The organism is Adhaeribacter sp. (assembly GCF_057359045.1).
Window position 1 is genome coordinate 1 of the sequence record NZ_JBMQUD010000072.1, and the last position, 7,995, is coordinate 7,995.

At 44.8% G+C, this 7,995-nt stretch carries 5 protein-coding genes and 1 pseudogene; 4 read left to right on the forward strand and 2 right to left on the reverse strand.

What is annotated here, in order from left to right; translation table 11 throughout:
• Nucleotides 1-220 (forward strand): annotated as a pseudogene (locus tag ACO1R6_RS11520) (3-deoxy-7-phosphoheptulonate synthase); the annotation flags it as partial.
• An 88-nt stretch (nucleotides 221-308) separates the two neighbouring features.
• Here ACO1R6_RS11520 and ACO1R6_RS11525 read toward each other — a convergent pair.
• Nucleotides 309-1,193, reverse strand: coding sequence for a dienelactone hydrolase family protein (locus ACO1R6_RS11525; protein WP_486264885.1), 885 nt, complete (start codon nucleotides 1,191-1,193; stop codon nucleotides 309-311).
• 297 nt (nucleotides 1,194-1,490) lie between these two features.
• Here ACO1R6_RS11525 and ACO1R6_RS11530 point away from each other — a divergent pair, with 297 nt between their 5' ends.
• From ACO1R6_RS11530 to ACO1R6_RS11540, 3 genes are all read left to right on the forward strand, one after another.
• Nucleotides 1,491-2,789 (forward strand): M20/M25/M40 family metallo-hydrolase, encoded by a 1,299-nt coding sequence (locus ACO1R6_RS11530; protein WP_486264887.1) that lies wholly within the window; start codon nucleotides 1,491-1,493, stop codon nucleotides 2,787-2,789.
• Between the two features lie 93 nt (nucleotides 2,790-2,882).
• A complete protein-coding gene (locus ACO1R6_RS11535; protein WP_486264889.1) occupies nucleotides 2,883-3,560 on the forward strand; it encodes a response regulator transcription factor in 678 nt (225 codons plus the stop codon).
• Nucleotides 3,561-3,562: 2 nt separating this feature from the next.
• Nucleotides 3,563-4,933, forward strand: a complete 1,371-nt coding sequence (locus ACO1R6_RS11540) for a sensor histidine kinase (RefSeq protein ID WP_486264891.1) — start codon at nucleotides 3,563-3,565, stop codon at nucleotides 4,931-4,933.
• A 69-nt stretch (nucleotides 4,934-5,002) separates the two neighbouring features.
• Here ACO1R6_RS11540 and ACO1R6_RS11545 read toward each other — a convergent pair.
• Nucleotides 5,003-7,995, reverse strand: a 2,993-nt coding sequence (locus tag ACO1R6_RS11545; protein WP_486264893.1) for an efflux RND transporter permease subunit, incomplete at its 5' end; no start/stop codon positions are given.

Sequence of the window (7,995 nt, forward strand, 5' to 3'; positions counted from 1 at the left end):
GGTAATTGTAGATCCGTCGCACGGCATTGGCATCCGGAAATATATTGAGCCCATGGCATTGGCAACGGTAATGGCCGGTGACGACGGTAATATTTACGACACCCACCAAAAGCCCGAAGAAGCCGCCTCCGACGGGGTGCAAACTTTAAACTTTGCCGAATCGGAACGCATGATCCGGAAATTACGCGCTACTTACGAATTACGCGAGCAACTAGCGTAGTTAACTCTATATTTAACAATAAAAGCGGTTATTCGGGTAAAAGTTTTCCTTTCCCGAATAACCGCTTTTTTATTTTAGATAATGCGGTTTACTTAGCCTTTAAAATAAACTGGTCTTTTAAACCAAACCGGTCGCGCAAATATTTGGCGGCTAAACGGTGGGTTTCGGCAGCGTATTGTTGGTGGTACTGCGGGTTGCTGGGATTGGCAAAAGCGTGGTCGGCATCGTAAATTTTGGTGGTCACTTTTTTACCGGCGGCTTTCATGTTGGCTTCAAATTCTTTTACCACTTCCGGCGTAATGTTTTTGTCTTTGCCGGCAAAGAAACCCAGTACGTCGGCATTCAAGGTTTTTAAACGGTCTACATTTTTCTCGGGCATGCCATAAAATATTACGCTGCCCACGTTTTGTTTGCCGGTAATTAGCGCTGATTGCAAAGACCAACTGCCCCCAAAACACCAGCCAATACTGGCAATTTGGGCTTTTTTACCGGCATACGCCTGCGCGCCTTTAATAATGGCTTCGGCCCGTTCGGGTTTAACTGCTTGCACCAACTGCATGGCTTCTTGGGCGGTAGTAGCTACTTTGCCATCGTACAAATCCAGGGCAATTACGTTTACTTCGCCTAAATCATTAAAATAACTCTCGGCTTCTTTTTTGATATGGTCGTTTAAACCCCACCACTCCTGAAAAACAAATAAATATTTATCTGATTTCTTAGCGGTTTTCAGTTCGTAACCCCGGCCGGTGCGGCCATCGGGCGTAGAAAAAGTTATGTTTTTACCTACCGCACTTACGTGTACGTAGGGTAAGGGCGCTGCGTGGCCGCTCACAAATTTACTATCCCGGGCCAACATGGCAAAAGCAACCGGGGCAGCGTACGTATCGGTGTGGCACGTTAATGCCTTGGTTTGGGCCTGGCCCTGGAGTAAGGCAAAAAAGATTAAAAAGGCAAACAAAAATATTTTTTTCATAAATGCTAAGGGTTTTCCGGGTGGATTGTACGGAACTTGGACTAGTAAAAGTTAAAGAAAATAAACTTAATTTTTTGCATAACGGCCTGTTTGGTTTGGCTAGTATGCAGTTGTAAGCGTTTACTTTAATTAGCGGTTTAAAAAAGCAGTAATAGGGTAGCAGGAGTAAACCAAAAGAGAAATAATATTTCTTATGTAACTTGCACAAAAAATACCCCGCTTTATTAACCAACCAAACCCAAGTGCCGAAATTTAGTTTTAATTAAGGTTGTGGGCAGTTTTATTTAAATATATTTTATGCAACGGTTTAGTATCTCTTTTTGCCTGTTGGCATTATCTGTTTTACCGGCTATAGCGCAATTAAAAAAAATCAAAGAAAAAGAAGTAGCCCGGATTGAGCGCACCTTGGCCGCCGACGACATGATGGGGCGCCAAACGTTTACCCCCGGCAACGCCCGAGCCAGTGCTTTTATTCAGTCCGAATTTAAAAAAGCCGGTTTAAAGCCCTTACCGGGGTCGAGTAATTTTGAGCAGGCTTTTACAATGCAAAAAATAGAGCCCATAAGCGTAGCGGTAAGGCTAAATGGGACAGCCGTTAGTCCCGAAAATTTAATAGTGAGTATAGCTACCGAACAAGTAACCTGGAACAGCAGCCAGGGCCCCAAACCCGAAATAAAAAAGATTACTGCCACCGACAATTTTGTTGCCGTTGCCCAGGGTTTGCTCGGGGCTACACAAAACCAACTCATCTTGGTCGATGCACAGCACGCCGCTATTTTCAAAAGATTTAAGGCTTATTTAGGCCGATCTAACTTTAAATTTGAGCGAAATCCCAATGCTACCCTTTTTATATTAACAGACCAAACCGAAGCGAACGACTGGCAGGTAGATATAAAGAGCATGGTTAGCGAGAATAAACTAAACAACGTGGTGGGCTATTTGCCCGGCAAAAGTAAAACCGAAGAGTACGTTATTTTTTCGGCCCATTACGACCATATTGGTATATTACCCGCGGTAAACGGCGACTCCATTGCCAACGGCGCCGACGACGATGCCAGCGGTACCACCGCAGTTATTACATTGGCTCGGCATTTCCGGAAATTGAAAAACGAAAGAAGTTTAATTTTTGTAGCTTTTACGGCCGAAGAAATGGGTGGTTTTGGTTCGCAATATTTTTCGAAACAACTCAATCCAGACCAAATTGTGGCCATGTTTAATATTGAAATGATTGGTAAAGAATCGCAGTTCGGTAAAAATGCCGGCTTTATTACGGGTTTCGAGCGCTCTGATTTTGGCCCCATTTTGCAGAAAAATTTAACCGGGACCGGTTACCAGTTTCATCCCGACCCATACACCGCCCAGAATTTATTTTACCGCTCCGATAACGCCACACTGGCCCGGTTGGGCGTACCGGCCCATAGCATTTCTACCGATAAAATTGATTCCGATAAATTATACCACTCCGTAGACGACGAATTTGAAACCCTGGATATAGCCAATATGACCAATATTATAAAAGCCATTGCCATTGGAGCGAAAAGTATTGTGGCTGGGAAAGACACGCCTACTCGTATAACGCCCACCGGCAATCATTAAAAATTTAAATGGCATATCTAAGTATCTCCCGTAGTACGCCGATGGCCGATTGCATAATCTGGTAAGTTTAATAATTAAAATACCCGTCTAAACATGCATATTTTATTGGTAGAAGACGAACCCAACGTTGCGGCGTTTATTAAAAAAGGTTTGCAAGAGCAATCGTACGAAGTAGAAGTGGCCTTTGATGGTACCACCGGACGGTTATTGGCAACGCGTAACCAGTACAACCTGATTATGCTGGATATTATTATGCCGGGCATGAATGGGTTAGATCTGTGTAGAGAAATCCGTAAATATGATAAAAAAACGCCAATTTTAATGCTGACTGCCCTGGGTACTACCGACGATTTAGTAACCGGTTTAGACAATGGTGCCGATGATTACATAGCCAAACCGTTTAAGTTTAAAGAGCTGTTGGCTCGGGTGCGCGCTTTAACCCGCCGCGCGGTTAATTACGATGCAACGGCCACGTTTATCTTGGCCGACCTGGAATTAAATCTGGAAACCAAAACTGCAACCCGCAGTGGTAAAGAAATTTTGCTAACGGCCCGCGAATTTGCTTTGCTGGAATATTTCATGAAAAACAAAAACAAAGTATTATCCCGGATGGATTTGCTCGAAAATGTCTGGGATTTTAGTATGGATTTGGGTTCTAACGTGGTAGATGTGTACGTAAATTATCTGCGGAATAAAATAGACAAAGAATTTCAGCCGAAGCTTATCCATACGGTTATTGGTATGGGTTATACCTTAAAAGAGCCCGCGTAATCATGTCTATCCGCAACCGGCTCACCCTTACCTTTACCGTATTAATCGGCAGCATTATTATGGTATTGGGGCTGGCTATTTATTTGCTGGTAGCCGATTTTACCCAACGCGATTTTTACGACCGATTGCTAGACCGGGCCATTTTGGCGGGGCAGTTAAAACTGGAACAAGACGAATTAAGTGCGGCCTCATTTGCCAAGTTAAGACAAAAATCGCGGCAAAGCCTCCACCGGGAGCGGATAGAAATTTACGAAAAGAAAACTAAAAAATGGCTAACCCAGCCAGCGGCCAAAGCAGCCAGGCTAGATAAAATATTTAGCGAGCTGCAACCAAACCAGTACGCTAATTTTATCCTGCAAGATCATCAGGCGGCGGCTTATTATTATACCGATAACGAAGGTGATTTTTACGTGCTCGTTGGAGCCCAGGATTTGTCGGGCGCTAAAAAGCTACAGTACCTGCAGGGCGTATTAATTATTAGTTTTATCTGTAGTATTTTATTGGTTATTCTTGTAGCCCGGGTAGTTGCCAACCAGGCCCTGAATCCTATTGCGGCCATTGTAGACCAGGTAAATAAAATAAGGGCTACTAATTTGCACCTGCGTTTATCCGAAGGGCCGGCTAAAGACGAAATAGCCAACCTAAGCAATACGTTTAACCAAATGCTCGACCGCCTGGAGCATTCCTTTATCTCCCAGAAAAATTTTATCTCCAATGCCTCGCACGAACTACAAAATCCCCTTACCGCCATTGCCGGCGAAATAGAAGTTACCCTAACCCGCGACCGCAGCCCCGAGGAATACAAAGCCTCGCTGGGCCGACTGCAAAATGAGGCTGAACGACTGGAAAAACTGACCAAAAGTTTATTTAACCTGGCACAAGCCGAACAGTTGACGGATGTAGGGCAGGTTGAAGCTTTCCGGGTTGATGAATTGATTTGGGAAGTAATGGAACAGGTAAAGCAAAAACCGGCTTGCCCGCCCATCTGGTTAGAAATGGACGATTTACCCGAAGATCCGGAGAAACTAGTTACTACCGGCAATAAAACTTTGCTGAATACGGCGCTTAAAAATATTCTGGAAAATGCCTGCAAATTTTCGGATCATCAACCGGTGATTTTAAGGTTAAAAATTAAAACGGAAAATTTTAAAATTATTATCCGGGATAAAGGCATCGGCATTCCGGCGGCGGATTTGCAAAATATTACAGAGCCTTTTTTCCGGGCCCGTAATGCCCGGGGTATTCCGGGTACCGGCATAGGTTTGGCCCTCAGTAACCGGATAATCCGGCAAAACGGTGGTACTTTTAAAATAAATTCGACCGAAGGGCAGGGAACAGAAGTAGCTATTACTTTGCCCATTAAAAATGCTTAAAAGAAAAAAGATAGCCAAAGGCTACCTTTTTTACTGGAGAAACAACTTAACATATAATTTCTTTGTACTTTAATTTACTTCCAGCTCTTGCCATTTTACTTTCTTCATCTGTTTTTTAGCTTTTTTTACTTCGGCCCGGCGGTAGAAAACATCGAATATTAACGGGAATACAAACAAGGTAAGAATGGTGCCACTCACCAAACCGCCAATAACCACTACAGCTAAGGGTTTTTGGGTTTCGGAGCCAATGCCGGTAGAAAGGGCAGCCGGTACCAAACCAATGGCGGCCATTAAAGCGGTCATGACTACGGGACGTACGCGGGTTAATACTCCATCTTTAATGGCGTCCATCATCGGCATATCCAGGTTTAGGTTGCTTTTGAAAACTGAGATTAGGATTACCCCGTTTTGAATACAGATACCAAATAAGGCAATAAAACCGATACCCGCCGAAATACTGAAGTTGATACCCGTAAGCAGCAGGGCCGCAATACCACCGATAATGGCAAAAGGTACGTTTATTAATACTAAACCGGCATCGCGCATATTGCCAAACAAACTGAACAAAATAAAAAATATTAGTAGTAAGCTAATGGGCACTACCTGCGTGAGCCGGTCTTCGGCGCGGCGCTGGTTTTCAAAGTCGCCGGTCCATTTTATTACGTTTTCTTTGGGTAATTTAACCGCCTGGTTTACTTTTTCCTGAGCTTCTTTAACAGCACCGCCCATATCGCGGCCACGCACCGAAAATTTGACCGCAATAAAACGTTGATTATTATCCCGAAAAATAAGCGAAGGACCGGTAATGGTACGAATAGTAGCAATTTCGCTGATGGGAACCTGGGCGCCGTTTAAAGTAGGTACCATTAATTTGGCTAATTCCCGCTCCGTTTGGCGGTAAGCCCCTTGGTAGCGAATGCGGAGGTCGAATTTACGTTCGCCTTCGTATATTTCCGTAGCCGCTTTCCCACCAATCGCCATTTCCACCACACTCTGGGCATCGGCGGTAGTTACCCCGTACAAGGCCATTTTATGTTCGTCGAGTTCTACGCGCATTTCGGGCTGACCAATATTTTTCAGGATGCCTAAATCTTCAATACCCTGCACCGTGGCCAATTGGTCGTACACTTCCTGGGCTTTCTTTTCCAGGAATTCTAACTCCTGGCCGTATATTTTTACCGCAATAGAACCTTTCACGCCCGATGCGGCTTCTTCTACGTTATCTGATATTGGCTGCGAAAAACCAAAATTAATACCCGGATAAACGGCGAGCTTGTCTTTCATGCGTTCAATTAGCTCATCTTTGGTTTGTTTTACTGCCCACTCTTCTTTGGGCTTGATATCGACGTGGAATTCTATGTTGTAAAAGCCGGTAGGGTCGGTACCATCGTTGGGGCGACCGGTCTGGCTCATTACCTGGTTTACTTCTTCAAATTCCAGAAAAGATTTCCGCATCTCAGTACTCAACCTAACCGATTCGTCCAAAGAAATACTCATGGGTAAACTGGCCCGCACGTAAATAGAGCCTTCGTCGAGTTGCGGTAAAAACTCGGTTCCTAAAAATTTAAAGCAGAATAAACCAAGGGCTACAGAAGCGGTAGCCAGAAATATGGTAGCTTTTTTGCGGGCATAGCCAAAGTTGAAGATGCGCATGGAATTGCGGGTAATAAACTCCACGAACACATTGTGTTTTTCGCGCACGTTCTTTTTTAAGAGCATACTAACCAGCACCGGCACCAGCGTAAGCGTAAATATTAAGGCTCCCAGCAAGGCAAAACCCAAGGTAAAGGCCAGCGGCGAAAACATTTTACCTTCTACTTTTTGGAAAGCGAAAATGGGCAGCAAACAGGTAATAATAATGAGTTTCGAGAAAAATACGGCTTTTCCCATTTCGGTACCGGTTTTCCGGATTAAACCCAATTTAGACATGCGGTTAAATTTCTCCATGCCGACGCGTTTGGCCAGGTGATCGAGCGAGACAAATATTCCTTCCACCATTACCACGGCCCCGTCTACAATAATTCCAAAGTCGATGGCGCCCATGGAAAGCAAATTGGCCGACATGCCGCGCAAGCGCAAGCAAATAAAAGCAAACAACAAAGCCAGCGGAATGACAATCGAAATGGTAACAGTTGTGCGCCAATCGGCCATGAATAAAAGCACAATAAACGATACCAGTACAATGCCTTCTACCAGGTTACCCGACACCGTATGAATGGCGTAGTCTATCAGGGTTTCGCGGTTGTAGAATATATCAATTTTTACATCGGCGGGTAAAATGCGGGTATTCAGTTCTTCTATCTTGTCTTTTATTCGGTCGATAACTAGCTGGGCATCTTCGCCTTTTCGCATCACCACAATGCCTTCTACCACATCGTTCTGGTCGGCGCGGCCCACCTGGCCCATGCGCGGCATCGCCGATTCCTGCACATCGGCCACGTTTTTCACGAAAATAGGCGTGCCATTAATATTGGTCAGAATAATATTTTCGATGTCGGAGATATTATTGAGTAAACCAATCCCCCGCACCACGTAGGCCTGGTTATTTTTGGTAATTACATCGCCGCCCACGTTAATATTGCTCTTCGAAACCGCTTCGTAAACTTCTAAAGGCGTAATCTGGTATTTGAGAAGTTGGTTTGGGTTAACACTTATTTCGTAAGTTTTTACTTCGCCGCCAAAGCTCACAATATCGGCCACGCCGGCCACGCTGCGCAAGTTCCGGTCGATTACCCAGTCCTGAATGGTTTTTAAATCGCGGGCGGTGCGGTCTTTGCCCGTAAGGGTATAGCGGAATATTTCGCCGGTGGGTCCGTAAGGTGGTTGCACTTCCGGGTTGATGACTTCGGGCAAATCCACGTTCATGAGCATGTTGTTTACCTGGATGCGCGCATAATCGTCGGTAACTTCATCCTCAAACAATATTTTAACCACCGATAACCCAAACAAGGGGGTAGAGCGCACGTCGCGTTTTTTCGCAACCGAGTTCATGGCAATTTCTACCCGCACCGTCACAAATTTTTCAATCTCCTCGGCGCTGCGCCCCGGCCACTGGGTAATAA